This window comes from Paraburkholderia hayleyella, assembly GCF_009455685.1.
Lineage (GTDB): Bacteria > Pseudomonadota > Gammaproteobacteria > Burkholderiales > Burkholderiaceae > Paraburkholderia > Paraburkholderia hayleyella.
On record NZ_QPES01000002.1, the window covers coordinates 332,384 to 357,559 of the forward strand.

Below are 25,176 nucleotides of genomic sequence, written 5' to 3' on the forward strand. Positions count from 1 at the left end.
CACGCTGGCGAAAATGTCTTAAGCGAAATTCGGCGATGCGAAATTTTACTTAAGCTGCTTGCAGGACGGGCGCTCGAAGGGGTGGGGAAGGGAGGAGAAAGAGGCAGGGATGGTCGCTATCCGATGAGGCGGCGGTGTTTTCGTGCCATGCAGGGCATACGGCAACCCCGGCCGATTTCCGCTATAGTCCCCCGGTTTAGGGCAAGTCCTCTGCGCCAACGGCGCAACCAGGATTGCCTGGCAGGCCACCTGTGCTCTGGGTGCAAACCTGAACTCAAGCATTCAAGTCCATTTTTTTCACTGCCGTTTCGACGGGCAACGCAAGCTTGCCTGGGCGGCGCCGCTTTGCCGGAGTGACACGATGAATCCACGCGAATCTGTTTTTTCTCCCCAGTCACGCAGCCAGCGCTTGCGCGAGATGCTGACCAGCCCTCAGCTCGAATTCATGATGGAAGCGCATAACGGCCTGTCGGCGCGGATTGTGCGGGAGGCCGGGTTTCGCGCGATCTGGGGCTCGGGCCTGGCGATTTCGGCGCAATACGGCGTGCGCGATAACAACGAAGCCAGTTGGACCCAGGTCGTGGATACGCTTGAATTCATGGCCGATGCCAGCGATCTGCCGATCCTGCTGGATGGCGATACCGGCTACGGCAACTTCAACAATGTGCGGCGTCTGGTGCGCAAGCTCGAGCAACGTGGCATTGCCGGGGTCTGTATCGAGGACAAGCAGTTTCCCAAGACCAACAGTTTTATCAACGGCGAGCGCCAGCCGCTCGCGGAGATCGACGAATTCTGCGGCAAGATCAAGGCGGGCAAGGATTCGCAAAACGATGCGAATTTTTCGCTGGTGGCCCGGGTCGAGGCGCTGATCGCAGGCTGGGGCATGGATGAAGCCTTGCGCCGCGCCGAGGCTTACCGGCTGGCGGGCGCGGATGCGATCCTGATTCACAGCAAACTGTCGCGGCCCGACGAAATCCTCACGTTTGCCCGCGAATGGGCTGGCCGGGGCCCGCTCGTGATTGTGCCGACGAAGTACTACAGCACGCCGACCGAGGTGTTTCGCCAGGCGGGTATCAGCACGGTGATCTGGGCGAACCACCTGATCCGGGCCTCGGCTTCAGCGATGCAAGCCGTGGCCCGCGAGATTCACGACACCCAGACCCTGGTCGATGTCGAAGACCGGATCGCTCCCGTCAACGAAATCTTCCGTCTGCAAGATGCCGAGGAGTATTCGGTGGCCGAGCGGCGTTACCTGTCGCAGGCGCAGACCTCGGGCGCGGCGGTGGTGCTGGCCGCCAGCCAGGGGGCCGGGCTGGAAGCCGTCACCGCCGAGCGGCCGAAGGTGATGCTGCCGGTCGCGGGCAAGCCGTTGCTGCGCTGGCTGGTCGATGCGTTCAAGCGCGAGGGGGTCAACGACATCACCGTGGTGGGCGGCTATCGCGCCGATGCGATTGAAACGGCGGGCATCCGGCTGGTCGTCAACGAGGACTACGCGAACACCGGGGAACTGGCATCGCTGGCCTGCGCGCTGGACGGCATGCAGGCCGATACAGTGATTTCTTATGGCGATCTGCTGTTTCGCAGCTACATCCTGCGCGATCTTGTCGAAAGCGAGGCGGCGTTTAGCGTTGTCGTCGATTCGACCGCGGAGGAGGCGAATGCGAGCGTGCGTGACTTTGCGTGGTGTTCCGCGCCCGATGATCGCGCGCTGTTTGGCAACCGGGTGCTGCTGCGCCATGTCGCCAGCGCGGCGCCGGGCCCAGCGGCTTTAGCGGCCACGGCCGCTGCCCGCTCCAGCGCCGCCACGATGGACCAGGCGCCGCACGGGCGCTGGATTGGCTTGCTGAATGTGCGCGGCGCGGGCCTTGAGCGCTTGCGTACGGTGCTGGCGGCGTTGCGCGAGCGCACGGATTTCGCCACGCTGGATATGCCGGTGCTGCTGAACGCGCTGATCGAAGCTGGCGAAGCCATCGAGGTGCAATACGTGCATGGTCACTGGCGTGGCGTGAACGATCTGGAAGATTTCCGCCGCGCGGGCGATTTCGCTCATGCGCAAACGCCGCTGGCGAGCGGTGTGGCGGGCGATGCCGAGGCGCCTGCCTCTTCTTGCGCGCCGGGAGCGGCGTCATGATCGAGGCGGCCGAGTTCGTCGAAGCCGCGCGTTTGCGCGGCTTCGACTGGTACGCGGGCGTGCCGTGTTCCTATCTGACGCCCTTCATCAATTACGTGCTGCAGGACCCCACGCTGCACTACGTCTCGGCCGCCAATGAAGGCGATGCGGTGGCGCTGATCGCGGGCGTCACGCTGGGCGCGACAGGACGCCGGGGCGTGACGATGATGCAGAACTCCGGCTTGGGCAACGCGGTGAGCCCGCTGACTTCGCTGACCTGGACGTTTCGCTTGCCGCAATTGCTGATCGTCACGTGGCGTGGCCAGCCTGGCGTGGCTGACGAGCCGCAGCATGCGCTGATGGGGCCGATCACGCCCGCGCTGCTCGAGACGATGGAGATTCCCTGGGAAACGTTCCCGACCGAAGCCCGCGAGATTGACGCCGCGCTGGATCGCGCCGTGGCGCATATGGATGCCACGGGCCGCCCCTACGCCTTGTTGATGCAAAAGGGCAGCGTCGCACCTTATCCGTTGCGCCCGGGGACGGAGATCCGGCCCCGGCGCGTGCCGTGCACGGTGGCCCGGGCTTCTGTTGCGCGGGCTGCCGCTACGCTGCCCACGCGTCAAGCGGCCTTGGCGCGCGTGATGCGCCATACGCCGCCTGAAGCCACCGTGGTGCTGGCTTCGACCGGCTTTTGCGGCCGCGAACTGTACGCCATCGAGGACCGGCCCAACCAGCTGTATATGGTGGGTTCGATGGGCTGCGTGACACCGCTGGCTCTCGGCCTTGCGCTGGCGCGTCCCGACTTGCACGTCGTCGCGCTCGATGGCGATGGCGCCGCGCTGATGCGTATGGGCGTGTTCGCCACGCTGGGCGCTTATGGCCCACCCAACCTCACGCATGTGCTGCTCGATAACGGCGCGCATGATTCGACCGGCGGCCAGGCGACGGTCTCGCCTCAGGTCTCGTTCGCTGGCGTGGCTGCTGCTTGCGGCTATGCCAGTGCCCAGGATAGCGACACGCTGGAGGGCCTCGATGCGCTGTTCGCCTCTGCGCCGCTGGATGGGCCGCGTTTCATCCGGCTAGCGATTGCCTGTGGCACGCCCGAGGGCTTGCCACGCCCCACGATCACCCCGCCGGAAGTGAAAGCGCGTCTGATGCGCCACATCGGCGCGCTTCAGGAGAAGCCATGACCCCACTGTTACTCAACCCCGGCCCGGTCACGCTGAGCGAACGCGTGCGCCGCAGCCTGCTGCAACCTGATTTGTGCCACCGCGAAAGCGAATTTTTCGCTTTGCAGGACGAAGCCCGCGCCCGTTTGCTGGACGTTTATCAGCTAGACCCGGCTGAATGGAGCGTAGCGCTGCTGACCGGCTCGGGCACGGCCGCCGTGGAAAGCATGATCGCTTCGCTGGTGCCGGAAAACGGCAAACTCCTGGTGCTGGAAAACGGCGTGTACGGCGAGCGCATTTCGCAGATGGCGAGCCAGTACCGGATTGCACATGAGGTGCTGCGCGGCGACTGGATGGCGCCGCTGGACCTCGAGCAGATCGCCGCCGCACTCAAGGCCGATGAGGGCATCACCCATGTAGCCGCGATTCATCACGAGACCACGACGGGGCGGCTCAATGATCTGCCGGGCTTGAGCGCGCTGTGTCAGGCGCATGGGGTGCGCTTGCTGCTCGATGGCGTGAGCAGCTTTGGCGCCGAGGCCATCGGTTTTAGCCTGGACGGCCCGCTCGACGCGGTGGCGGCCACGGCTAACAAGTGCCTGCATGGCGTGCCGGGCGTGGCTTTCACGCTGGTGCGCCGCCGCGCGCTGGCCGAGGCGGCGAGCCGTGTTTTCTATCTGGATCTCGGGCGGCTGGTGCGTTTGCAGGAACAGCGCAATACGCCTTTCACGCCTGCCGTGCATGCCTGTTACGCGCTTGTCGAAGCTTTGCGCGAACTGGCCGATGAAGGGGGCTGGCAGGCGCGTCATGCGCGTTACGCCGCGCTAGCCGAACAGGTGCGCGTGGGCCTCGCGCAATACGGTATCGACAGCGTGTTGCCGGTGGCGGCCTCGTCGGTGGTCTTGCGGGCGTACCGCCTGCCGCCGGGCGTGACGTATGCGCAATTGCATGACGCGCTCAAGGCGAGTGGCTTTGTCATCTATGCGGGACAGGGCGGTTTGTCGGCGGAACTGTTCCGGGTGTCGACGATGGGTGCGTTACAGGCGGCGGATATGGCGCGACTGCTTGCGGCGTTTGCTTCGCTGCTGCTGCATTAGGCTTTAAGCGCTGCGGCTGAGTGCCGCAGCGCTGCTGAATTGACTTTATTTGGCGTCGTCATTCTTGAAACAGCGATCAATTTCCAGAATCACGTTTTTCTTTCCCGCTGTTTCGATCGCTGTCTGGATACTTTCATTGGCGGTGTCATCTACCACCCCTATGAATTTCAATTTCTCAAGTCCGTCTATCGGTAAAAAACTGCTAGTTGCATGTTCTATAATTTGGCAGTCAATTTTAAGGTCGAGAATCGAAAAATCCAGGATGATATTTTTACAATTTGTGGCAAAGTTATTAAATACATAAAAATTTTCAAGCCATGAATGGTCGCGTTCACAATATCCGTCAAATGAAAAATTAGAAAGATATTTTATTTTTAATTCATCAACTCCGGTTAAATATGATTCGAAAAATCTATTGCATATGTTTCTACCAGGCAGTTTATGCAGTATCAGCTCGATTTTTTTCATTTTATGTATCCCGTAGAAATCAAAAAGACGGCTACGCTCTACTTTTCCTGGAAAATGCCCGCTGATCTCCATGGAAAGGCTCGTCAGCTTGCGAGCCAAAAGCGTATTATCTAAAACATAATCAGCCATTTTTTGCAGTTTCAACTCGTCATTTTTCAGCTCTAAATGTTCATATGAATGTGGATGTGAATTTAAATTTAAACCCACTATCTTTTTAATGCCCTTGATTTCTATTGTTTTATATCTGGAGTCATCCAGATGGAAAAAAACATCTAGAATTGCCGTCTTGTGTGCCACGCTGAATGTATTTAACTTTAAATCTACAGCCAGAAACCTCCACTTCCCTGTGTTCAGTTCTGTTTCAAGTGCTTCCTTGAATATAACGGGGTCTCGATGAGTTTGCACCAAATCGCCAATCATTTTATGGCAGGATGCGGCTGAATTTTTTGCATGAAACTGGAAAATATTTGTGCGAAGAAAAAAATCACGAAATGTTTTATTTGCCGCCACAGCGCTAGCCGGGTTGTCTGGCAATGACTTCAAAACCACTTGTTCCGCCTGAAGTTCCTGCTCATCCACCATCACTTGCGTGACCTGACCTAACGGCTTCGGGTCAATACTGTGCTGGACCAGGTTGTTTGGCTTACCGGGTATTTCCGATAGCACAAGATGAACAGGACGATTTTGAAGCCTTCCGGAAGCCTCATGCCCTGAACCGGTGATGTGACTGGGCAAGGTGTCGGATTGATGTGTCGTGTTTTTCGCCGGGATGTTGGAAGGGATCAATTCAATGCCTTTTTTATGAGTTTGTTTTGTCTCCTGTGTGAGGAACATATCCCCCGGCATCGTTCCATGAGGTGGTGCGAACCAGGCGAATCGCACGTTTGTCTGCGGAAGGCTCATCGGCCAAACGGGAACCCGTCTGGCTGTGCTTAGGACATCCGCTTTTGGCTCACCGGATCTTTGTCCGGCGGGCCGTCGGGGTGCTGAGGTTCATTGTGGTGATGGCCCGGTGCGGGCGGAATGAGCGGGTCCCTGTCCGGGTCTCGGGTGGGGTCGGCTAGCGGCTCGGGTATGGGGCTGGTATGCAGGTGCTGCATCATGATTGACCTCCTGAAGAGATGGTGCGGTCTTTGCCAAGCGTAGTTGATTCGTTGCAAATGTGTTGGTACGAGGCCGGGCTGCATTGAAGATTCGCTACACATTGCGGAGATGTCGATGTCGATGTCGATGTCGCCCGGCGCTTAAAACTGATGCAGGTCATCGGGCGTGTCGATATCGCGCACGATGCCGGAATCGTCCAGCTCAAGCCGTTGGATCTCGCGGCGCTCGAAGAGGGTTCGCGCGCCGCGATCGCCATCCAGTGCCGTTAATTCTTCCCGATACGGTGCTCCGACGCCAACGGGGTGGCCGCGCTGGCCACGATAAAACGGTGCGACGAGTGTGGCGCCATGGTCGAGTGCCTGCGCCACGGCGGCGATACTGGCGGGCGCGATACAGGGCATATCGGCTAGCGCGATGATCCAGCCAGAGGCGTCGGGCGAGGCGCGAATGGCGGCGGCGAGGCTGGCGCCCATGCCGCGCGTGGCGAGCGGCGCGACCACCACCTCGCAGCCAGCTTCGCGGAGCACGTGCGCCAGCGGCTCCGTTCCCGGCCGAACGACCGCCAGCACGCGCGGCACCACGAGCAGCAGGCGGCGGGCCGCTTCATGCGCGACTTGAGCGCCCTGCGGCAGATGCGCGAGCAATTTGTTGCGCGCGCCCGTTGGATCGAAGCGGTTGCCTTGACCTGCCGCGAGCAGGATTCCGGTAGCGAGCGAGACGTAAGCCATGATGTGCGAGGAAAGCCAGCGGAAGAGGACGATTGTGCAGTGCGCGGCTGGGAGCGGCAAGCGGTGGGCAGAAACCAGCAGGAAACTGGAACAAAGCGCTTGATAAACTGGCCCGCTGCTCTTTGATTCGTGAGGATTTATGAACTGTCATCCGATGCTGATTCAATGCGCCGGGCCTGAGGTGGAAGACTGGCTGGCGCTGCGCCAGGCGCTTTGGCCGCATGCGTCGGCGCAACAGCACAGGCAAGACATTGAGAAACTGCTTCAGCGCCGGGCGCGCAGCGTTGCTTTCATGGCGCGCGTGCCGGATGCGGCTTTTCCGGGGAGCGGGAGCGCTGTTCCGAGCGTGGCTGGAAGCGCAGCCTGCATCGCTTTTGCCGAAGCAGTTTTGCGCGATGACTACGTGAATGGCTGCCAGTCTTCGCCCGTGCTGTTTCTGGAAGGTCTGTATGTGGCCCCGGCATTTCGCCGTCAGGGCGTGGCCCGGAGGCTATGTACGGCGCTTGAACAGTGGGGCTTGCAGCAAGGCTGTACGGAGTTCGCCTCCGACACGGCACTGTCCAACTTCGCCGCGCAAGAGATGCACCGCGCGCTGGGTTTTGCGCCCACCGAACGCGTCGTATTTTTTCGCAAGCCGTTGAACGCGTAGCACGCGTCGTTTGGCTGGCTGACCGTATCGGATGGGTGCTCGGGCTGGAGCAAGATTGACACATTTCAGGCGGCGACGATGCAGATTGAATCGATTTCACGGGATCCGCTGTTTTACGCAAGCCATTGGGGCCTGGACTTGCAACCCGGTTTTTTACATACGCCCCGCGCGACGCTGGCTTTTGGCCATCGGGGCCGCGAGGCCGTTGTCCTGAAAGTGATGCAGGACGGGAGCGACGAACACCAGGGCGCGGCCGCGCTGGTGCACTACGCGGGCGATGGGGCTGTGCGTTGCCTCGAGCAGTTAGGTCATGCCGTGTTGCTTGAGCGGGTGGAGCCGGGCTTCACGCTGAGCCGGCAAGTGCTGGCTGGCGACGACGATCAGGCTATGCGGAGCCTGTGTGGCGTCATCCGCAGGCTGCATGCCCACAGCGGGATTCCCGGAGGCCCAGAGGGGTTTCCCACGGTTGAACGCTGGGGTGCAGGCCTGGCGAGCGCTCGCCACGGAGCGCTGCATCCCTTGTTGCCTGCGGCGCTCGTCGAGCGCGCCGAAAAAATGTATGAGGCGCTGTGTTATTCACAAGGACCCCGGCGGCTCCTGCACGGCGATCTTCACCATGACAATGTGTTGTACAGCGCGGCGCGCGGCTGGGTGGCGATTGATCCCAAAGGCGTGATTGGCGAACCGGAGTATGAGCTGGGCGCGGCCTTGCGCAATCCAGGCCTGGACACGGCGCTTTACGCTGACCGTGCAATCATTGCACGGAGGATTGCCATCGCGGCCGATGAGCTGGGTTTTGAGCGCATGCGGCTCGCGGGCTGGTGTTTCAGCCAGGCGGTGCTATCCAGCGTCTGGGCCGCCGCGGACGGCGAATCCGAACGGGCTATCGCACGTGGTATCGCGGTGGCCGACGCAACATGGCCGCTGCTTTGAGCGCCAAGCGTTGTGGCAAAGGTCAAAATGTGTGGCGGTGTGGATGGCGGTAACGGTATGAAAACGGTCTCAGGGAGCCTGTTTCGGGCTGTCGTTCCTGCCACAATCATGCTGTCGCCCCCAGTCGGTCATTTCCCCATGTACTATCCGACGTTCAGGAATTCAGGAATTCAGGAATTCAGGGAATCAGGAATTCAGGGAATCGGTGACCTGTTTTTATAAATTTCCCGCTTCATCCGGCTCATCCCAATTTGAGATGTTGCCGCGCCAGGGCAGGCGATAATACGCGCCGCTCTTTTCAACTTTTTGTCGGATCGCGTCCGGCACGTGTGCATGCTGGATTTCCTTTTTTCTCTTCACCTCCGCTTCGAATCCCCGCCTGACTCTCCGCCTGCCAAGCGGTTGCGTGCAGCTTGTGTGGTTGCTGCGGTATTCGTATCCGTCAGGAGGCGTTGATGCTGTCAATCTTCAGTGGCAGCAAAAGCCTAAGCTGTGGCTCGGTGGGGCTGGTCACACGTCGTACCGCGTGCATGGTGGCCATCGCAGCGGCGTTGGGCACGGCGGTGCTGGCACTGGGTGTGGGCGTGCTGATCGGCCAGCGCTGGTTTGCCTCTCACAGCAGCAGCGCCGATCCTGGTGCCAGCCAGACGGAGCGCGATTACGCGATCAAGCAGCTCGGCAAACTCAATGCCTCCGTCGCCCAGCTAGAGCCGCGCATCGCACGTCTGGCCACCCAGGTGGGTGCCTTGCATGATTTCGAGGCCCGTCTGAACACGCCTAAGCCGTTGCTGAATGCGCCCGTCGCCAAGGGCGCACACACGGGTTTCGAAAATGAAGGCGGCCCGTCGCTGCCACCACAGCGTTGCGCGGATATCGTTGCAACGGGTATGCAGCCGCAGGCCGCGACCATTCATGAACAACTCGCGTGTCTGTCGGCCACGCTGTCCGCTCTCGAACAAGCCACGACCTCCCATGCGGTGGCGTATGCCGCGTTTCCTGGACGCGTGCCTGTCGCCGATGCGCGGCTGGGCTCGCCGTTTGGCAACCGGCTCGATCCGTTCAACCACAATCTGCATTTTCATTCGGGCATTGATCTGGCCGCGCCATCGGGTACGCCTATCCGCGCGGCGGCGGGTGGCCTGGTGATTTTCTCGGGTCAACGTTCGGGTTACGGCAACACGATTGAAATCGATCACGGCAATGGCCTTGTGACGCGTTACGGTCACGCTTCGAAGCTGATCGCCCGCGTGGGCGATCTGGTGTTGCCGCAACAGCATGTCGCCGATGTCGGGTCGACCGGCCGCTCGACCGGCCCGCATTTGCATTTCGAGGTGCTGGTGAATGGCACGCCGACGGATCCCTCGGCCTATCTGGCGCTGTTCGCCGCCGATTCACATGGCTAGATCGCGTGATCCACGTGTGACACGCGCGGCCCGGAAGGTCTCAGGTAAGCTGACGCAGGGCAGTTTCGCTCCTCAGCCCGTGCATTCGCGGGCGCGGCGGCTGATGCTCTGGGGGGCGGCTTGCATCATCAGCGGCCTCATCGGCATGGCGCTGACGGGCATGTATTTACAACATAGCGGCACCGTGCCGTTTGAGTTATGCAAGGCACCTGCGGCAGGAGCGGACCTTCAGGCCGAACTGGCGCGTACCCAGCTAGCCTTGATGCAGGAGCGCGCATCGCGCGCTGCGGTGCAAAAAACCGCGAATGCGTCAGCGGCTGAAGTCAGCCGCCTGAATACCGAGCTGCTTTTTCTGCGCGGCCAGAAACAGGCTCCCCGCTAAGCGGCATCAGGCCAGGGGCTGCCGGTACGACGCGGCTTGTTGCTGGCGAGCCGTTTGATCCAAGTGAATTAATCCGGGTAAAGACACATTATGTTTGGCAAAAAAAAACAGACGGGTATCCGTCAGACCAAGATAGCGACCTTGATCGCCCACGATGTGCATCTGTGCGGTGACCTTCAGTTCAGCGAGGGCTTGCGCATGGATGGCCACATTGAGGGCAATGTCACGGGTAAGCCTGGTAGCCAGACGTTGCTGGTGCTGAGCGACCACGGCTCGATTGACGGCAATGTTCACGGCTATGACATCGTGGTGAATGGCCGCATCGTCGGGGATGTGATTGCCGATCATTTCGTCGAGTTGCAGGCGAACGCGCATGTCATCGGGAATATTTATTATCAGCAGTTGCGCCTGGATTGCGGCGCCGTGGTGGACGGCAAGCTGGCGCGGCGCGATGGGGCGGCACCCGATGCGGACACCGAGGCTGAAGCGGCTGAGGACGACGACGAAGCTTGAATCCAGACGCGCGAAAAACGCGTCTGAGCGCTTGGAGCACCGTGCTTCGCTCGCGGCTAGCTTGCGTCCTCCAGGGCGGGGTAATCGGTATAACCGGTTTCGCCTGCGGCGTAATACGTTGCCGGATTGGGTGCATTCAACGGCGCATTAAGCGCGAAGCGGCGAGGCAAATCCGGATTCGCAATAAAAAGCTGTCCCCACGCGACGGCATCGGCCTCACCGGCATCCAGCGTTTGTTGCGCGCTGTCCCGGGTAAATTTCTCATTGGCGATATACGGCCCGCCGAACGCCGCCTTCAATGCCGGCCCCAGACGATTCTCCCCTAGCGATTCACGCACACACAAAAACGCGATCTTGCGCTGACCGAGCTCACGCGCGACATAACCGAAGGTCGCAGCCGGATCGGAGTCGCCCATCGTATGGCTTTCGCCGCGCGGCGAAAGATGGACCCCGACACGATTCGCGCCCCACACCGCAATACAGGCATCCGTGACTTCGAGCAGCAAGCGCGCCCGGTTTTCTATCGGGCCGCCATAGGCATCGGTGCGGCGGTTGGTGCTGTCCTGCAGAAACTGGTCTAGCAGATAACCGTTGGCCCCATGTACTTCCACGCCATCGAACCCTGCTGCTTTGGCGTTTTCCGCACCTTTGCGATAAACCTCGACGATGCCGGGGATTTCTTCGAGGTCCAGTGCACGGGGCGTCACATAATCGCGCAGTGGCCGCACCAGACTGACGTGGCCTTGCGCGGCAAGCGCGCTGGGTGCGACCGGCAAGGCGCCATTTAAAAAGATCGGATCGGAAATGCGACCGACATGCCACAGCTGAAGAAAAATCCGTCCGCCTGCTTCATGTACCGCCTGCGTCACGAGTTTCCAGCCTTCCACCTGCGCCGCGGACCAGATGCCGGGCGTTGCCGCGTAACCGACCCCGTGTGGCGTGACGGCAGTGGCTTCGCTCAGGATCAGGCCGGCTGAGGCGCGCTCGGCGTAATACTGGGCCATCAGCGCGTTGGGCAGACGCGCCTCGCCGGCACGCTGACGCGTAAGCGGCGCCATGATGATGCGGTTAGGCAACGTCAGGTCGCCAATCTGAAGCGGGTCGTGGAGTGTCGGCATGGAAATCACCTTTTTGTTGATGGGTTGACGGGTGGGGTGCCCGGGCCGGAAGAACAGCAACTGCAACTGCAACTGGCCCCTAACAGCCTGTGTGGCCAGTCATAAGCTGCGGTTGATGTGCTCGAGAAAAGCCTGGATGACCGGCTCGTTGCGTTTGAAAAAAACCCATTGGCCAATACGCTTGGCCGTCAGGAGCTTCGCTCGTTGCAGCGTGGCGAGATGGGCTGAGACCGTGGATTGCGACAGTCCGCAACGGGCTTCGAGCTTGCCTGCGCACACGCCATGATCGAGCGGTAGTTCCTGATCGGCGAAATGCGCGGCGGGATCTTGCAGACAGGCGAGAAGCTCGCGGCGCACCGGGTTGGCTAGTGCTTTGTGAATCGCATCGATGTCGAGAGTCATGGAAAACCTGGGTGAAGCCTGGCCGGCAGGATGAGCATCGGTCAAGTGAATCGCCATGAGACGAATCATATATCGTGTTTTTACGATATTGGCGATGACCCTGTTGCAGGAAGGGGCTTGAACCGTTGACGTTCTCCGCTTTGATTGTCTCGTCAGGCGCACGGTGTGGCATTGAAGCGTTTTCCTGATTGGCTTCACCCAACAGGATCGCTCGCCTTATAAGGCGTAACTAAAAACGCAACTAACGGTCTAGCGCCCGGGCGCCTCGCCCCATCACAAGCGCCATCTCGAAAGGTAATGGCATCGGGTACATGAAGAAAACCGCTCTGCAATAACCCCGCCCTTACTGTTGCAAAAGCTAGCGTTTGCCGTCGAGCAAATCGCCGAGCAGGGTATCGAAATCCGCCTGGGCATCTTCCAGTTCCTGAAGGGCGGCATCGAACGTTTGCAAGGTCATGGCGGACAGCCGCCCATCGCCGGTTGGGGGAAAGAGCGACTGAAGCGCGGTAAACGCGCTTTGCACGCGTTGTGTGGCAGTCACGACACGCGCCATCGCGCGGCTTTCTTCGGCTCGGGCCTGTTCGGGATTCATTCAACCTCCGGCAAAACGTACGTGAAAAAGGGCATGCACAAGGCGCGGAAAAAGACGTGGAAAAGGATGTGGAAAAGGATGTAATACAGCGTGGCCGCCACTATGCCACGGCCACGGCAACGGTATCCGTGAGTCATGCGTTGTGCTTCGCGCAACGTGGCCCAGCCCAGCCACAGGTCTCAGGGAAGCGGCAAACTTCCATTCGCCTTGACTTCGCGCAGGGACAAGGCGGATTCGACCGACGTTACTCCCGGCAAGCCGCGCAGCTCGTCGCGCATGAAGGCGCCGTAATCATCGAGATCGCGTGCCACGACTTGCAAAACGTAATCGGCGCTGCCCGAAACGTTATGGCACGACAGGATTCGGCTAATTCCCAATACCTCGCGTTCGAAGCGCAGGGCGACTGCCCGGTCATGCACGGCGAAGCGCACATAGACAAAGGCCACGACGCCCAGCCCCAACGCTGGGCGGGACAGCATGGCGCGATAGCGCTCGATATAGCCCGCGCTTTCCAGGCGCCGTAGCCGCCGCGCGCAAGGGGTTTCGCTCAAGCCGACGACCTCGGCCAGACGGGCATTCGACATACGCCCATCGGATTGAAGCGCGGACAAAATCGCCCGGTCAACCTTGTCCAGTTCACTCATCAGAACCCCAGCTAATGAAATTCGCTATTGGAATCCAGAATCGTAGCGAAATACGTCACGTTGAGGCGATTTTTGCCAAAAATTTGACGAAATATCCTCAATCAGCAATAGCAAGATAGAACCCCTTTGATTGTGAGAAAACAGCATGATTTCCGCCCATCTTTTGCTGCTTTATATCGCCGCGCTGGCTGCGGTTTATGCCGTGCCTGGGCCCGACATGGCGCTCATGCTGCAAACGGGTATCGGCCAGGGGCCGCGTGGCGGACTGGCCGCCGCCGCTGGGTTGGCACTGGCGCGAGCAACACATGTCACGTTATCGGCGTGTGGCATGGCGGCTTTGCTGCGCAGCGCGCCCTGGCTTTATGACGGTGTGCGCTATGGCGGCGCGCTTTACCTTGCATGGATCGCGTGGCAGATTTTTCGCTCCCCGGTTTTTGCCTTGCCCGGCGATGAGGTGTCACACCATGGGCGCAAACCGCTACGGACGATTTTCGTGAAGGGGCTCTTGACCAATTTGCTGAATCCGAAAGCGCTGTTATTTTGCTCGGTGTTGCTGCCGCAGTTCGTGCGTCTGGAACAGGGTCTGGTTGCCCTGCAAATGCTGATGCTCGGCGGCATTCTGGTCGTGACCGGCGCTTGTTTCGACGTCGCCTGCGCGCTGGGCGCAAGCCGCATCGCGCACTGGATGCAACGCCATCCGCTGGCGCAAACCGCTCAGCGCTGGACTTTTTCCGCTGTATTGCTGGGCTTCGCATGGCGGCTGTCGTTCGACTGACGGTAGACTTTTTATTGCCGTTTTTATTGCTGTTTTCATGCCGATAAAAATTTGCGCCATTTAAAATTAAAAATAAGAATTTTCACGGTTATTTATTTTATTAATTGTGATAGCCGAGTCGCGTTATGACTCATTAAACCATCGGCCTTACACGAAATCGGGTCCTGGTTGTAGGCAATTTTTATCTTAATGCCCGTCTTTATCTAATGAATATTTCAGCCTCGTATCGTGGCGAGCGATCGGGTGTTTTTTGTCCACGACAAAAAATAACCGGATGGCCTAACGCTAGAAATCAAATGCGAAGGATCATGCAAGCCACTTATCTCATTAAAAGTCGCTGATCCCTTAATTACAATTCGGCAAAATTTCATGTCGTATTTCATCAATCGTTTGTCGTAATTAGTCGCTTGGCACGCGTTTTTTATCGCAACCATGTATGCCACGGTGCGAGCCGGCACTTGCTCCACAAGGAGACGACATTAATGAATTCCCCCAAGATCGTAGTCGCAGGGCTATCCAAAATATTTGGTCCTAATCCGCAACGGGCGTTAGCCATGCTGGCTGGCGGCGCTTCAAAAGATGACGTTTTCGCCCAGACAGGCAATGTCGCGGGTGTCCACAATGTGTCGTTCGAAGTCCAGGAAGGCGAGATTTTTGTGCTGATGGGTTTATCGGGATCAGGTAAATCCACCTTGATCCGGCTCATCAATCGTCTGGTTGAGCCGACCCGGGGCTCGATCTGTGTCGATGGCCGCGATATCGCCGCGCTGTCGCGGACCGAACTCGTGGCGCTGCGCCGCACTGATATGAGCATGGTGTTTCAGTCGTTTGCGCTCATGCCGCAACGCACGGTGCTGTCCAATGCGGCCTTTGGCCTTGAGGTGGCGGGCGTCAAGCGTCCGGTGCGCGAAAAACGCGCGTTCGAGGTGCTGGAGCAAGTCGGTCTGGCGCCTTTTGCCCACAAGCTGCCTGCCGAGCTTTCGGGGGGAATGCAGCAGCGCGTGGGGCTGGCACGGGCGCTCGCGGTCAATCCATCGCTGATGATCATGGACGAAGCTTTTTCCGCACTTGATCCGCTCAAGCGCAAAGAAATGCAAAACGTGCTGCTTGAGCTGCAAAAAAGCCAGCGCCGCACCATTCTGTTTGTCTCGCACGATCTCGAAGAAGCGCTGCGTATTGGCAACCGGATCGCGGTCATGGAAGGCGGGCGGGTGGTGCAGATCGGCACGCCGCAAGACATCATCAGCAACCCGGCGGACAGCTATGTCCGCGCTTTTTTCGAAGGGGTCGACACCAGCCGTTACATGAATGCGGGTGATCTGATGCAAACCCATGCGGTACCTCTCGTGCATCATCTGGATGCCCAGGGGATCGCGGCGGCGCTGAACGGCCGCGCGCAGTATACGTTTGTGCTGGATAGCGAGCGCCGCATTCACGGCTTTGTGGCACGCGGCGCGTCTGGCGCGCCCTCCGCGCTGCAACAGGTCGAAAGCATCGCGCGCGATGCCTCACTGGACCACGTGGTGGCGCGCGTGTGCGCCCACCACGAGCCGTTACCGGTGGTCGATGCCGAGAACCGTTATTGTGGTTCGGTTGACCAGGCACGGCTTCTCAAAGTCCTGTCGCGTCATCGAGGTGCTCATGTCTGAAATCATTCCGCTGGGACGCTGGGTTGATCAGTGGGTTCACTACTTGCTGGAGCATGACGCCAGCACCTTCGACACCATCGGCAAAACCATCGAAAGCTTCGCGGCCCTGATCGAACACGGCCTGCAGGCCGTGCCGATGTGGCTGATGATCGCGTTTTTCGCTGGTGTGGGTTTATGGCGCGTGGGCTGGCGTTTCGCGTTGTTCGCGCTGCTCGCTCTTTTACTGATTTACGCCACGGGCTTTTGGGAGCAGATGATTGTCACGCTGGGGCTAACGCTATCCGCCACGCTGATCAGCCTGATGCTGGGTATTCCACTGGGTATCTGGGCCGCGCAGAACAAACATGTGGCCCTGATCGTGCGTCCGGTGCTCGACCTGATGCAAACCATGCCCGCTTTCGTTTATCTCATTCCGGCTGCCATGCTGTTTGGTCTGGGGCGCGTGCCGGGCATTCTCTCCACGGTCATCTTTGCCATGCCGCCCGCGGTGCGCCTGACGAGCCTCGGCATCCGCCACGTCAACCGCGAAATTGTCGAAGCCGGACAGGCATTCGGCTGTACGCCGTGGCAACTGCTTTACAAGGTGCAGTTTCCCAATGCCTTGCCGTCGATCATGCAAGGCGTGAACCAGACCATCATGATGGCGCTGTCGATGGTGATCATCGCGTCGATGGTAGGCGCGGGTGGCCTGGGTAACGACGTGCTGGCCAGCATCCAGCGGCTTGATATCGGCTTGGGTTTCGAAAGCGGGCTATCGGTGGTGTTGCTGGCGATCATGCTCGATCGCATCACGGAGAGCTTTGGCCGCTCGCCCGGCGCCGTCACGGCACCGCGCTTTGCCGGGTTGCGCAATGCGCTGAGGCTGCGCCGTCCGGTGGCTGCGCCACAAAGTTCATAGCGGTCTTTTGCTTGTGTGACGTGATGGCCTGAGCCTGGTGCACAGATCCAGGCGCTATCGGTGTCTGTTTTAGGAAACCCAACATGCCGCCTGCTGCTACTGCGTCATTGCCTGACCTGGCCCATTTCGGCTTTATCACGCTGCCGGAGTTTTCGATGATCGCGTTTAGTAGCGCGATCGAAGTGCTGCGCATGGCCAATTACGTCGGACGCGCGGCGCATTACCGGTGGTCGGTTTTCACAACCGATGGCGTGCCTGTCAGTGCGAGCAATGGCATTACGCTCAAACCGGCGCGCAGGCTCGATGAGTTTGACGAGGCGCAAGACCGGCCCGATGTGCTGATCGTATGTGGTGGCATGCGGATTCGTCAGGGTGTGGATGCATATCTGACGCAGCAGCTTAAGCGCGCCGCCGGACGGGGCATGTATTTGGGCGGTCTTTGCACGGGGGCGTATGCGCTGATCTCGGCGGGTTTGATGGATGGTTATCGCTGCACTGTTCATTGGGAAAATCTCTCGGCGTTGCATCGTGAGTTTCCCGCCGTGCATTTTGCTGACGAGTTATTCGTGATCGACCGCGACCGGCTGACTTGTACAGGGGGCATGGCGCCCCTTGACCTCATGCTGAGTCTCGTCGCTCACCGTCTTGGCAAGCGCATTGCCGCGCAAATTTCAGAACAGTTTATTGTTGAGCGGATTCGCCACGGGAATGATTCGCAGCCTATTCCCGTGGATGCCCGTGTGGGTTTTTCGCGGGCTGAACTGATCGAAGCGGTCCGGCTCATGGAGGCCAATATTGATGAGCCGCTTTCGCTCGAAGAGCTGGCACGCCTCGTGCAATTATCACAGCGACATTTGCAGCGCATGTTCAAGGTGTATCTGGGCATGTCGCCTACACACTATTACCTGGCGCTCAGGTTGCGGCGCGCTCGTGATTTGCTGCGTAGCACGAATGCCTCCATCGCGTATGTCACGACGGCGTGCGGGTTTCATTCAGCCTGCCATTTCAGCAAGGCATACCGTACGCAGTTTGGCCATGCGCCTAGTACCGAACGACGTCATTAAGATGATCGATCCAGGCACGAATGCCATTCGTGATTCGTGATGAATGAAGAAGGTGAAGAAGGCGATGAAGAAGGCCGTGGCGGCCATCCCATCTGGAATATCGATGCTCACTCAGCTACGCATCCAGACACGCGCATAACTGCGCGGCGAAAATACGGACGTCAGCGCGATCATGGCCAGCAGGCCCGCTACTAACATGGCCCATGCCGCGCCAAAGGTTCCCGTCGTATCGCGCACGAAGCCTGCGATAGCCGGCGCAAGCGCTGCGATGATGAAGCCCACGCCTTGCATGAATGCAACCAGCCGCGCTGCAATCAGGTGGTTATCTGAATGATCGAGTGCGGTTACCAGGGTCAGCGAAAAGGTACCGCCCAGGCCCACGCCCGCTAGTGCGACCCAAAGCAAAGGCGCGGCGAGGGGCCATTCCATCAGGCCCGCGATACCGGCCAATTGCGCTAGCAGGCCGAGGAGCAACCACGGACGCCGGTCCTGGTTTTGTGACCACTGCGCGAGCAGAGGCAGCAGCAGGGCGGCAGCGGCCTGGAACAGTGTCATCAGGGCCAGCAATGAGCCGCTCGCGGCCACACTCATGCCCTGTTGCTGGTAATACAACGGCAGCCAGGCCACCAGGCAGGTATAGCCTCCATTGACTATGCCGAAATGCAGACCTAGCGCCCAGGCGCGACGTTTGCGCCACATCGAAGGCAAGCGTGCCGCTGCATGTGACGAGGCATGAACTATTGCTGCCGGGAGTGCCAGAACGCGATTGAGTACCCGCCACACGGCAAAACCCAACAGCGCAGGCAGCGCCCATAAGGCGAGCCCGGCATGCCACGACCCGGCGAGATGCGCGACCCATGGGCTGAGGCTAGCGCCGAGCCCCCCACCCGCCATGATCGACGCCGAAAACACGCCCATTGCGAGGGCAATACGTGACTGAAAACGGCGTTTCATCAAGCCTGGCAAAAGCGCCTGAATGGCCGCGACCCCGATGCCTGCCAGTGCTGCGCTAGCTAGTAGCGCGCCTCCGCTTGTGGTTTCCCAGCGAGCAGCGCAAGCGAGCGCAATAGCGAGCAGCCCGAGCGACACTCCCCGTATTTCTCCGACAAGACGCACGAGAGCATGGGCTCCAAAAGCGCCGAGCCCCATTGCGATAACGGGCAAACTGGTCAGCAGCGCTGCCCCGGAGAAACTCAGGCCGGTCGTGTGACGAATCTCGTCGAGCAAGGGACTGATTGAGGTTAGCAATGGGCGCAAATTGAGCCCGATGACGATGATGGCGGCTAGCCATATACCATCGCGCCACGTTAGCGCCGAAACAGTGGCAGAGGGTGGGGCGGCAGCGGAAGAAAGCGGCGCAGTGGTTAGCGGGGAGGGAGCGGGGACGCGGGGAGGCGCGTGGCAGGAAACGTGAGAGCGCGGATGCACGGGATGCACGGGATGCACGGGATGCACGAATAGCCTTCGTTTAAACGCTGCGCGGGCATGCAACAGAAAGAAGGGTGCGCTGCTACCTGCGACGGCTGGGCCGGCCATGGTAGCGTTAAACACAGTGCTGATCTTCTATGCCGGGTATTCGCTGACGCCGTATATGTCGCCATATAGAAGACTGTACCGGACATAGCGCATCGCGCACCCGCTCAGACAGGTGTGAACCTGGTTGCTGATCGCAAGTGCGCAACCCGGGCCAAAGCGGAGCAAAGCCGCTGCGCGCCATGTTGAAAACAGCGCGAAAGCCGGTCGGCTGTCTGCTGTCTTGCTGGTGAACGCGCTATTAGCGCCGACGGAATTGCGAATTGCGGTTGCCGCCTGCTCCGCCACCGCCGCCAGATGCGCGTTCGTCCTTGTGACGAAAATTAATGCGGCCTTTTGTCAGGTCATAGACTGACAGTTCAAGCGTGACGCGGTCACCCGCGAGAATACGAATGTGGTTCTTGCGCATGCGTCCGGACGCATAAGCACCTACAACGACACCGTTATCCAGCGTTACGCGGTAACGGCTATCCGGAAGGACTTCGTCAACAATACCGTCAAGTTCCAGCAGTTCTTCTTTCGCCATGCATAGCTCCTGGTCGAGGGATAAATCGGCTTTGCCCGCTCGGCAAAGCAAGGGTTTAATGATGCAGTGTTTTAACCTGCACCGGGTTTCATCGGGTTAATACACCAGTACACAGTACAACGACAGGCACGGGTGATCACTCAGAGATCAGCGACCGTCTGGCCACTTTTCTGATTGTCGATCACCTGTTCTGCATAGGCAATGCAGGCGAGGCGCGCTTCACCTGTTTGCTCAAAGGGTTTCACGCCAGGAAGGCGAAATACCCGGCCATCAGTTGCAGGGTCCGTGCCCGTGCGGCTGATGCGCACCGAGGCGTTGTAGCCCGCTCCCGGATTACGTCCCGCGGAAGCATCCGTCGGGCGATACGGGTAAACCAGTGGATAAATTTCAAAACCTTTATAAATTCTGACAGTCTGGGTCATACAAACTTGTGTCCTGTTCCTGTAATACGTGGCAGACGCGGCGATGTGTCATGCATATGAGCCAGCGCAAGCACCTGACTGTACCCGCTTTGGGACAGTCGCCTGGAAAAAGATGGCCGTTGCGGCGGTTGCTTTTGACCGGGAGCTCGAGCGCTGCCGCACACAATCAATCGCGGATCTGGCGGAGAAAAGAACCACGCTGATGCCGCTTGGGGCATGGATTCCATGGGAATCGGTTGTAGGGCAGCGGCACAGTGGCACGACTCGCGGCAGCCAATGCATGGGCGCATTGCATGATGACGGGACACCGGCGAAAAACGGTCAGGGTGATACAAAAATGCCCCAAAATGCCATTGATATTGTCGATGCTGAAAATTCAGAATGCGGAAAATCCCGCCATCATGCACGAAATCCGGCTATCTGGATAGTGGAAACTTGCTGGCTCCAGTACCGGAGCAGGGTGCGCCGGAGGTCCCGGATTCCTTCTCTTGCGTTTATTCCGCGATGCAACGTTTATTGTCTGATTATTTGTTTTGCTGCACGGATATTCCGCATGACGTGGCACTGGCTCCCTGCCTGATCTGCCTGATAGCCGCAGCTGTTTTATGTTGAGTCATGAGAAATTAACTATTTCGCGGAAAATATAATATTGAGATATCGCGTCATTGCGCGTATATTTTTACGTTCAGTGCCCGTTATATCCTTGGATTAATCACGTTTGATCTCTTACTTATGGAGTCGACAATGAACAAGAATCAGGTTGATGGCGCCTTGAAGCAGGTTAAGGGTTCGGTGAAGGAAGTTGTGGGAAAAGTTACCGGAAATAGCAAACTTGAAGCCGAAGGAGCCGCTGAAAAAGTCAGTGGCAAAGTTCAGGAAGGCGTGGGCAAGGTACAAAACACGGTGAATCATGCCGCCGATAAGATCCGCAAAGGTTAATCATAAAAATACGGTAATTATCCAGAAACATATGCTGTGGCAAGCAACGCATATTGTCTGGTTCGCAGAAAATTATCCGTTATGTAATAGCGTTGCAAGGCATGGATGAAGCCTTGGCCATTTGACTGCACCCCAAACGTTGGACATCGATCCAGCGTTTGGGGTGTTTTTCATGGTGAAGTACAAAGAGGAATACAAGCGTCAGGTTGTTGATGAATACCTGAACGCAGAGAAAGGTTTCGAAATGGTATCGAGCTAATTCAATCTCGATAAACCGGTGTTGCGTGGCTGGGTAGCAAGTTACCACCAGCACGGGCGGGCGGGTTTGAGCCGTAAGCATGCCGGCAACTACGATGCAGAGTTCAAGCTTAAGGTTCTGCAGCATATCCGGCAGGCCAATTTGGCGTTCTGTGAGGCTTTGACCTTGTTCGATATTTGGGCATAGGGGATCGTGGCGGAGTGGGCGCGTCTATATCATGAGGGTGGTATAGATGCTTTAACGCCTCGCCCCCGAGGACGTCCTCCGAAGAAGATGACGACGCCCCCGCCCGCCAAGCCAACCGAAAAAAGCAAGGTGTCGACGAGCACGCGCGCGCAGACTTGTTCAAGGAAAACGAATATTTGCGCGCGGGAGGTGGCGTACCTAAAAAAATTCGATGCACTTGTTGCAAGCCTGGAAGCAGGCCACGCAGAAGAAAAAGCGCGAATAGTGCGTGAACTGCGGCATCAACTATATGTTCGCTATCCTTCTGAAATTCCGGGTGCGCCCCAGAAAATATCGCTCCTGGCGCGGTGAAACGGGTCAAGCCGCGCCGAATTTTCTGGTGCGTCAATTTGAGGCGCCATGCTCCAACCCGAAGTGGGTAACGGACGTTAGGATGTTACTGAACTCAACGTGGGCAAGCAAAGGCTGTATCTGTCGCTCGTACAGGACTTGTATAACGGTGAAATCGTCGCTTGCCAGATGGACCGGCGCCCCAGCTTTGAACGGGTTGGCCGCATGTTGAAAAAGCTGTGCAGTGCTCGGGCGCAAGGGACGCCTCTTGCTCTTGCTGCATCCGGATCAGGGCGACCCTCTACGATACAACCATGAACGCATCAAGCTGAAATTGAAAGGTCTGGGCCCTGCGCAATACAGGACTCAGACCTCGAGAGCCGCCTGGTTTTTAACTGTCCAACTTTGCAGGGGCAGTTCATAACGCTGTGTCGCTGTGTCGCTGTGTCGCTGGGATGAGCCGGAGAGGCTATGAAAAATTATCTTGATAACTGCACGGTGAGGGTCTACCGGAAGCCCGAGCGCACTGTCGAAATAAACGGCGATGCACTTCCGCGCTGGACACCGCCAGAAAACTGTCTACTGCCCGAGGATGAGGGTTCGAAGCCCCTGCTTCATGTCATTGATCTGGAAGGCGAGGAAGGTATCGGCAGGCTGTCCCGTTATGCGGTGCTTTGCCGGACGGATATTGCCGTGACGGATCCCGGGCGCACCACGCTGAACCTTGACAGCATCGTCGGAACGCAGGTCACGATGGAGATCGACATCCCCGGCAGGGGGGAATTCATTCCAGGCATGCCTGGCGATACCGGATTGGGTAATCGCGGTTTCCATGTGCGTGAGATAACCGGGATCGTGACCAAGGCAGATTTCGTGCGGCAGGATGACCGCTCGAAGGTCTACAGGTTCATTGTCGAGCCTGTGCTGGCGCAGGCCACGAAGGGCTGCAACTATCGTAACTTCCAGAACAGTACGGTGGTCGAGGTTATTGAAGCAGTACTGGCGGGCTATCGGGTTTCGGTTGAGTGGCGTATTGCAGGGCCGCTGGTCATTGACCACTACCCACGGCGCGACCTGACGGTCCAGTTTTTCGAATCGGACTTCATTTTTTTCCAGCGTTTGTGTGAATCGAACGGATTGTTCTACTGGTTCGAATATAGGAACGGCGCTCATAGTATTGTCATCGCAGACACGCTGGGCGCATTTCACCGGCACGGTGAAGCGTACGAGCCGTTGCGCTTTTCGAACGGTGACCGCATTGACGAAGAACACATCGACCGGCTTGAACTGGCGAGCCAGCAGACTGAAGGCAAATCCACCGTTGTGGCGCATGAGTACACGCGGCCACGTCTCGGCGCACGTGCCATACCGGTGCGCGTGGAGGACAGGCAGCCTCGTGATACAGCGGGCGCGGACCAGGAATACTACGCCTACGGGAACGTGAGCGAGCCGAGCCAGGGTGCGGGGGGGCTGAACGCCCGTCCGCTCGATGCCGATGCGCAGGCGCGGTTCGCGGCGCTAGTGCGGATGCAGTCGTTGCGCTGCGTCGGCCTGCGTGCGAGAGGCCATGGCGACATGCGCGGTCTGAAGGCGGGCTTCACGTTTCACCTGACCGACTATCCCCTTGTCAAGGCGAACGTTGAATATCTGGTCGTGTTTACACGGCTGAAAATCACGGAAACCGATCAGGCCAGCGGCACGGGACAGGTATTCCGGTGCGAGACGGATTTCGAAATCCAGCCGGTACGCGAATATTTCCGCATGCCGTTTGATACGCCACGGCCTGTGGCCGGGGTCATGCGTGCCATCGTAACCGGTCCCGAAGGCCAGGAAATCTGGTGTGACGCCTATGGCCGTATCAAGTGCCAGCTCGTGCCCGACAGGGAAGGCACGTTCGATCACCGGTCGTTTATCTGGATTCAGCCGGTACAGCAGTGGCAGGGCGGCCAGACGGGAACAGCGTGGGTTCCGCGCATCGGAAGTGAAATCCTGGTGGGGCATGTCAACAACGATCCCGACATGCCGTTCCTTTACGGTTGTGTCGTGAATGCGAACAACCTGCCCGCGTGGGAACTGCCGCGTAACCAGTGGCTGTCGGGGATACGGAGTTGCATGGAAGGCGGCTCGTCCTCGAATCATCTGGCGCTGGACGACACGCATGGCCAGCAGCAGGCGCAGCTTGCCAGTGATCATGGCAAGTCGAGCGTGAGCCTAGGTTACAACACGCGTATTGACGGCAACAAGGGAAGGCAAGACGCCAGAGGGGAAGGCTTCGAGGTGCGCACCGACCTGCGAGGCGCGCTTCGCGCGATGCAGGGCATGCTGGCGACTACACATGGCCGCGCCAATGCAGAGGGCAAGGTCACGGACATGTCTGAAACGCATACGCAGCTCAACGAGGCGCATGGCATTCACGAGCAACTGGCAAAACTGGCGCAGCAGCATTGCGCGCAGGACGTGACGGGCAACCAGGGCGACGTGACAGACGCGATTAAAAATGCCAACACTGCGCTACGCGGCGAGGGTGGCGACTTCCCCGAATTCCAGAACCCCGATATAGCGATATCGAGCGCGGCCAGTACCCACCTGAGCGCGCAGGACAGTACACACATTGCGAGCCGTAACCACACGGCGCTGACCGCGGGCGGCAATGTCGCGATAGCGGCGCTCAAGTCACTTTACGCTTCGGTGCGGGGGGGACTCTCTTTCTTTGCAGCGCAAGCCGGAATCAGGCTGTTCGCGGCGAAGGGAAAGGTCGAGGTCCAGGCGCAGGGTGATGCGATGGACTTGGCGGCGCTGAAGGACGTGACGGTCAGCAGCACGGATGGGAGGATCATCATCGAGGCTAAACAGGAGGTGTGGATCGGTGCGGGTGGTTCATTCATCTGTATCAACGGTAGCGGCATTACCAATGCGACGACCGGCAAGATATTTGAAAAATGCGTGAAGTGGAGCAAGACAGCTCCCGATTCAACGCTACGGCCATTGAAATCGTTCAAGCCCGATTACCAGGCGCAATACGTACTGGCTAACGCAAAGAGCGGGTTGCCGATGGCCCGGCATCCCTATCAGCTCAAGTTGCCGGACGGGCGCACGTTGAGCGGGGTCACGACGGATCTGGGTGAAACAGTGCCGGTATTTACGTCTGCCTCGCAGCCCGTCCAGTTGCAGGTAGCTGGTCCGGGTAAGACGCCGCAAACCGAGGCATGGCATCTGGTTGGCGGGGGCAACGATATCTTTTCAGATTACGTGGATAGTTGAGAGGATGGCTGAACATGGC

General features: G+C 58.9%; 24 protein-coding genes and 2 pseudogenes. 16 read left to right on the plus strand and 10 right to left on the minus strand.

The annotated features are described in order from the left end of the window. Window positions 1-361: 361 nt before the first annotated feature. Genes aepX through GH657_RS15855 form a run of 3 tightly spaced genes read left to right on the plus strand, consistent with a single transcriptional unit; the run spans window position 362 to window position 4,379 of the window. Window positions 362-2,131 (plus strand): phosphoenolpyruvate mutase, encoded by a 1,770-nt coding sequence (aepX, locus tag GH657_RS15845; protein WP_153101999.1) that lies wholly within the window; start codon window positions 362-364, stop codon window positions 2,129-2,131. Next, window positions 2,128-3,303, plus strand: coding sequence for a phosphonopyruvate decarboxylase (aepY, locus tag GH657_RS15850; protein WP_153102000.1), 1,176 nt, complete (start codon window positions 2,128-2,130; stop codon window positions 3,301-3,303). Before aepX ends, aepY begins: the two co-directional genes overlap by 4 nt. Then, window positions 3,300-4,379: a 2-aminoethylphosphonate aminotransferase gene (locus tag GH657_RS15855; RefSeq protein ID WP_153102001.1), complete on the plus strand. Its 1,080-nt coding sequence runs from the start codon at window positions 3,300-3,302 to the stop codon at window positions 4,377-4,379. The genes aepY and GH657_RS15855 overlap by 4 nt, the downstream gene beginning before the upstream one ends. Window positions 4,380-4,424: 45 nt before the next feature. Here the strand turns inward: GH657_RS15855 and GH657_RS15860 are convergent, their stop codons facing one another. Next, window positions 4,425-5,750 carry a hypothetical protein gene (locus GH657_RS15860; protein ID WP_220094865.1) on the minus strand — a complete coding sequence of 442 codons (1,326 nt, stop codon included), beginning with the start codon at window positions 5,748-5,750 and terminating at the stop codon, window positions 4,425-4,427. A 341-nt stretch (window positions 5,751-6,091) separates the two neighbouring features. Beyond that, a complete protein-coding gene (locus GH657_RS15865; RefSeq protein WP_153102003.1) occupies window positions 6,092-6,679 on the minus strand; it encodes a nucleotidyltransferase family protein in 588 nt (195 codons plus the stop codon). A gap of 154 nt (window positions 6,680-6,833) precedes the next feature. Here GH657_RS15865 and GH657_RS15870 point away from each other — a divergent pair, with 154 nt between their 5' ends. Then, entirely contained in the window at window positions 6,834-7,328 is a 495-nt protein-coding gene (locus tag GH657_RS15870; RefSeq protein WP_153102394.1) for a GNAT family N-acetyltransferase, read from the plus strand. Between the two features lie 78 nt (window positions 7,329-7,406). After that, window positions 7,407-8,261, plus strand: coding sequence for an aminoglycoside phosphotransferase family protein (locus GH657_RS15875; protein ID WP_153102004.1), 855 nt, complete (start codon window positions 7,407-7,409; stop codon window positions 8,259-8,261). A gap of 216 nt (window positions 8,262-8,477) precedes the next feature. Here the strand turns inward: GH657_RS15875 and GH657_RS15880 are convergent, their stop codons facing one another. Continuing rightward, window positions 8,478-8,621 (minus strand): hypothetical protein, encoded by a 144-nt coding sequence (locus GH657_RS15880; protein ID WP_153102005.1) that lies wholly within the window; start codon window positions 8,619-8,621, stop codon window positions 8,478-8,480. Between the two features lie 95 nt (window positions 8,622-8,716). Between GH657_RS15880 and GH657_RS15885 the strand changes: the two genes are divergently transcribed. The 3 genes from GH657_RS15885 (at window position 8,717) to GH657_RS15895 (ending at window position 10,559) form a co-directional block, all read left to right on the plus strand. After that, window positions 8,717-9,664 carry a M23 family metallopeptidase gene (locus GH657_RS15885; RefSeq protein ID WP_153102006.1) on the plus strand — a complete coding sequence of 316 codons (948 nt, stop codon included), beginning with the start codon at window positions 8,717-8,719 and terminating at the stop codon, window positions 9,662-9,664. Continuing rightward, window positions 9,657-10,046, plus strand: a complete 390-nt coding sequence (locus GH657_RS15890) for a hypothetical protein (protein WP_153102007.1) — start codon at window positions 9,657-9,659, stop codon at window positions 10,044-10,046. Before GH657_RS15885 ends, GH657_RS15890 begins: the two co-directional genes overlap by 8 nt. 90 nt (window positions 10,047-10,136) lie before the next feature. After that, window positions 10,137-10,559, plus strand: a complete 423-nt coding sequence (locus GH657_RS15895; protein WP_153102008.1) for a bactofilin family protein — start codon at window positions 10,137-10,139, stop codon at window positions 10,557-10,559. Between the two features lie 56 nt (window positions 10,560-10,615). Here the strand turns inward: GH657_RS15895 and GH657_RS15900 are convergent, their stop codons facing one another. The 4 genes from GH657_RS15900 to GH657_RS15915 form a co-directional block, all read right to left on the minus strand. Next, on the minus strand, window positions 10,616-11,677 hold the full coding sequence (locus tag GH657_RS15900) for an alkene reductase (RefSeq protein WP_153102009.1): 1,062 nt from the start codon (window positions 11,675-11,677) through the stop codon (window positions 10,616-10,618). Window positions 11,678-11,776: 99 nt separating this feature from the next. Next, on the minus strand, window positions 11,777-12,079 hold the full coding sequence (locus GH657_RS15905; RefSeq protein WP_153102396.1) for an ArsR/SmtB family transcription factor: 303 nt from the start codon (window positions 12,077-12,079) through the stop codon (window positions 11,777-11,779). A gap of 358 nt (window positions 12,080-12,437) precedes the next feature. Continuing rightward, window positions 12,438-12,671, minus strand: a complete 234-nt coding sequence (locus GH657_RS15910; RefSeq protein ID WP_153102010.1) for a hypothetical protein — start codon at window positions 12,669-12,671, stop codon at window positions 12,438-12,440. A 179-nt stretch (window positions 12,672-12,850) separates the two neighbouring features. Then, on the minus strand, window positions 12,851-13,315 hold the full coding sequence (locus GH657_RS15915; RefSeq protein ID WP_153102011.1) for an Lrp/AsnC family transcriptional regulator: 465 nt from the start codon (window positions 13,313-13,315) through the stop codon (window positions 12,851-12,853). 145 nt (window positions 13,316-13,460) lie between these two features. Between GH657_RS15915 and GH657_RS15920 the strand changes: the two genes are divergently transcribed. From GH657_RS15920 to GH657_RS15935, 4 genes and pseudogenes are all read left to right on the plus strand, one after another. Further along, window positions 13,461-14,090 carry a LysE family translocator gene (locus tag GH657_RS15920; RefSeq protein WP_153102012.1) on the plus strand — a complete coding sequence of 210 codons (630 nt, stop codon included), beginning with the start codon at window positions 13,461-13,463 and terminating at the stop codon, window positions 14,088-14,090. Between the two features lie 482 nt (window positions 14,091-14,572). Further along, window positions 14,573-15,739, plus strand: a pseudogene (locus tag GH657_RS15925) (quaternary amine ABC transporter ATP-binding protein); the annotation flags it as partial. Then, window positions 15,732-16,637 carry a choline ABC transporter permease subunit gene (choW, locus tag GH657_RS15930; RefSeq protein ID WP_153102014.1) on the plus strand — a complete coding sequence of 302 codons (906 nt, stop codon included), beginning with the start codon at window positions 15,732-15,734 and terminating at the stop codon, window positions 16,635-16,637. The pseudogene GH657_RS15925 and the gene choW, both read left to right, overlap by 8 nt. Before the next feature lie 83 nt (window positions 16,638-16,720). Further along, on the plus strand, window positions 16,721-17,701 hold the full coding sequence (locus GH657_RS15935) for a GlxA family transcriptional regulator (protein WP_153102015.1): 981 nt from the start codon (window positions 16,721-16,723) through the stop codon (window positions 17,699-17,701). A 111-nt stretch (window positions 17,702-17,812) separates the two neighbouring features. On the opposite strand, the gene GH657_RS15940 is transcribed toward GH657_RS15935, so the two are convergent. The 3 genes from GH657_RS15940 to GH657_RS15950 all read right to left on the minus strand — a co-directional run bounded on the left by GH657_RS15940 (window position 17,813) and on the right by GH657_RS15950 (window position 20,182). Beyond that, entirely contained in the window at window positions 17,813-18,994 is a 1,182-nt protein-coding gene (locus GH657_RS15940) for a cyanate transporter (RefSeq protein ID WP_246174233.1), read from the minus strand. Between the two features lie 481 nt (window positions 18,995-19,475). Next, window positions 19,476-19,760, minus strand: coding sequence for a translation initiation factor IF-1 (gene infA, locus GH657_RS15945; protein ID WP_153102017.1), 285 nt, complete (start codon window positions 19,758-19,760; stop codon window positions 19,476-19,478). 140 nt (window positions 19,761-19,900) lie between these two features. Next, window positions 19,901-20,182, minus strand: coding sequence for a hypothetical protein (locus GH657_RS15950; protein WP_153102018.1), 282 nt, complete (start codon window positions 20,180-20,182; stop codon window positions 19,901-19,903). 112 nt (window positions 20,183-20,294) lie between these two features. On the opposite strand from GH657_RS15950, the gene GH657_RS15955 reads away from it, so the two are divergent. The 4 genes and pseudogenes from GH657_RS15955 to GH657_RS15970 all read left to right on the plus strand — a co-directional run bounded on the left by GH657_RS15955 (window position 20,295) and on the right by GH657_RS15970 (window position 25,157). Next, the gene (locus tag GH657_RS15955; RefSeq protein ID WP_153102019.1) at window positions 20,295-20,762 is read left to right on the plus strand and encodes a hypothetical protein; all 468 of its coding nucleotides are present in this window, start codon (window positions 20,295-20,297) and stop codon (window positions 20,760-20,762) included. 164 nt (window positions 20,763-20,926) lie between these two features. Continuing rightward, a complete protein-coding gene (locus GH657_RS15960; protein WP_153102020.1) occupies window positions 20,927-21,121 on the plus strand; it encodes a CsbD family protein in 195 nt (64 codons plus the stop codon). A gap of 172 nt (window positions 21,122-21,293) precedes the next feature. Further along, window positions 21,294-22,320 (plus strand): annotated as a pseudogene (locus GH657_RS15965) (transposase family protein). A 47-nt stretch (window positions 22,321-22,367) separates the two neighbouring features. Next, window positions 22,368-25,157, plus strand: coding sequence for a type VI secretion system Vgr family protein (locus GH657_RS15970; protein ID WP_153102021.1), 2,790 nt, complete (start codon window positions 22,368-22,370; stop codon window positions 25,155-25,157). Window positions 25,158-25,176: the final 19 nt, after the last annotated feature.

Bases quoted from the DNA above. Each gene is read 5' to 3' on its own strand.
- aepX (WP_153101999.1), top strand. From the start codon at position 362: ATGAATCCACGCGAATCTGTTTTTTCTCCCCAGTCACGCAGCCAGCGC.
- aepY (WP_153102000.1), top strand. From the start codon at position 2,128: ATGATCGAGGCGGCCGAGTTCGTCGAAGCCGCGCGTTTGCGCGGCTTC.
- GH657_RS15855 (WP_153102001.1), top strand. From the start codon at position 3,300: ATGACCCCACTGTTACTCAACCCCGGCCCGGTCACGCTGAGCGAACGC.
- GH657_RS15860 (WP_220094865.1), bottom strand. From the start codon at position 5,750: ATGAGCCTTCCGCAGACAAACGTGCGATTCGCCTGGTTCGCACCACCT.
- GH657_RS15865 (WP_153102003.1), bottom strand. From the start codon at position 6,679: ATGGCTTACGTCTCGCTCGCTACCGGAATCCTGCTCGCGGCAGGTCAA.
- GH657_RS15870 (WP_153102394.1), top strand. From the start codon at position 6,834: ATGCTGATTCAATGCGCCGGGCCTGAGGTGGAAGACTGGCTGGCGCTG.
- GH657_RS15875 (WP_153102004.1), top strand. From the start codon at position 7,407: ATGCAGATTGAATCGATTTCACGGGATCCGCTGTTTTACGCAAGCCAT.
- GH657_RS15885 (WP_153102006.1), top strand. From the start codon at position 8,717: ATGCTGTCAATCTTCAGTGGCAGCAAAAGCCTAAGCTGTGGCTCGGTG.
- GH657_RS15890 (WP_153102007.1), top strand. From the start codon at position 9,657: ATGGCTAGATCGCGTGATCCACGTGTGACACGCGCGGCCCGGAAGGTC.
- GH657_RS15895 (WP_153102008.1), top strand. From the start codon at position 10,137: ATGTTTGGCAAAAAAAAACAGACGGGTATCCGTCAGACCAAGATAGCG.
- GH657_RS15900 (WP_153102009.1), bottom strand. From the start codon at position 11,677: ATGCCGACACTCCACGACCCGCTTCAGATTGGCGACCTGACGTTGCCT.
- GH657_RS15905 (WP_153102396.1), bottom strand. From the start codon at position 12,079: ATGACTCTCGACATCGATGCGATTCACAAAGCACTAGCCAACCCGGTG.
- GH657_RS15910 (WP_153102010.1), bottom strand. From the start codon at position 12,671: ATGAATCCCGAACAGGCCCGAGCCGAAGAAAGCCGCGCGATGGCGCGT.
- GH657_RS15915 (WP_153102011.1), bottom strand. From the start codon at position 13,315: ATGAGTGAACTGGACAAGGTTGACCGGGCGATTTTGTCCGCGCTTCAA.
- GH657_RS15920 (WP_153102012.1), top strand. From the start codon at position 13,461: ATGATTTCCGCCCATCTTTTGCTGCTTTATATCGCCGCGCTGGCTGCG.
- choW (WP_153102014.1), top strand. From the start codon at position 15,732: ATGTCTGAAATCATTCCGCTGGGACGCTGGGTTGATCAGTGGGTTCAC.
- GH657_RS15935 (WP_153102015.1), top strand. From the start codon at position 16,721: ATGCCGCCTGCTGCTACTGCGTCATTGCCTGACCTGGCCCATTTCGGC.
- infA (WP_153102017.1), bottom strand. From the start codon at position 19,760: ATGGCGAAAGAAGAACTGCTGGAACTTGACGGTATTGTTGACGAAGTC.
- GH657_RS15950 (WP_153102018.1), bottom strand. From the start codon at position 20,182: ATGACCCAGACTGTCAGAATTTATAAAGGTTTTGAAATTTATCCACTG.
- GH657_RS15955 (WP_153102019.1), top strand. From the start codon at position 20,295: ATGGCCGTTGCGGCGGTTGCTTTTGACCGGGAGCTCGAGCGCTGCCGC.
- GH657_RS15960 (WP_153102020.1), top strand. From the start codon at position 20,927: ATGAACAAGAATCAGGTTGATGGCGCCTTGAAGCAGGTTAAGGGTTCG.
- GH657_RS15970 (WP_153102021.1), top strand. From the start codon at position 22,368: ATGAAAAATTATCTTGATAACTGCACGGTGAGGGTCTACCGGAAGCCC.